Raw genomic sequence first — 895 nt, 5'->3', positions numbered from 1 at the left:
GAGCTCGTCCCAGGCGGCATAGGCCGCGTCCACCATCCGCATGTAGCCGGTCTGCGCGCCATAGGCGTGGCGGATCAGCCGATGGTGGTCCACGGAGGCCCCGCGCGGGTTCGGCAGCGGCGCCTGATCCACCACAACAACGGAGAACCCCTCGCGCAGCAGCGCCCAGGCCGTGCAGAGCCCCATGATCCCGGCCCCGAGGACGAGGGCAGTCGGACGCGTTTCCATCCCCCCATCCTGCCCGAGCCTCCGCCCCCATGGAAGCGCGCCGCGATTGCATGCCGGCCCCGCCGCGTGCCAGCCTGTCCGCCACAGGGAAGACTGCCGGCACAAGCCGACCTTACGGAGTTCGAAGATGCATCGCCGCGACCTTCTCGCGGGCGGAGCCGCCCTGGCAGCCGCCCCTCTCGCCCAGCCCGCCCACGCGCAGCCCGCGGCGGCCAACACCTTGCGCGTCGCCATGACGGCGGCGGACGTGCCCTTCACCATGGGCCAGCCCAACCAGGGCGCCGAGGGCAATCGCTTCACCGGCATCACCATCTACGACCCGCTGATCGCCTGGGACCTCTCGCGCTCCGACCGCGCGGCCGTGCTGCGGCCGAGCCTCGCCGAGTCCTGGGCGGTGGACGACACGGACAAGAAGCTTTGGACCTTTCGCCTGCGCTCGGGCGTGCGCTTCCACGACGGCTCGATGTTCACGGCCGACGCAGTGGCTTGGAACCTTGCCAAGCTGCTGGACCGCGACGCGCCGCAGTTTCACGCGCCCCAGGCCGCACAGGGCAGCCTCTATGTCGGCAACGTCGCCACCTGGCGCGTGAAGGATCCGCTGACGATCGAGATCACGACCAAGGCGGTCGACGCCGTCTTCCCGTACCAGATGGCCAACGTCTTCTAT

2 protein-coding genes are annotated in these 895 nt (G+C 70.2%); one reads left to right on the top strand and one right to left on the bottom strand.

Features of this window, described 5'->3' with window-relative positions; all coding sequences use genetic code 11:
• The coding region (locus AC1DWF_RS32975) for an FAD-dependent oxidoreductase (RefSeq protein ID WP_476842718.1) at nucleotides 1–228 on the bottom strand (228 nt) is incomplete at its 3' end.
• Nucleotides 229–355: 127 nt separating this feature from the next.
• Here AC1DWF_RS32975 and AC1DWF_RS32970 point away from each other — a divergent pair.
• Nucleotides 356–895 (top strand): ABC transporter substrate-binding protein (locus tag AC1DWF_RS32970; RefSeq protein ID WP_476842717.1); only part of this gene is annotated, 540 nt, incomplete at its 3' end.

Source organism: Aminobacter sp. P4_D5 (assembly GCF_056401815.1).
The sequence above is the reverse complement of the archived record's forward strand: the minus strand, read 5'-3'. Positions and strand labels throughout refer to the sequence as shown.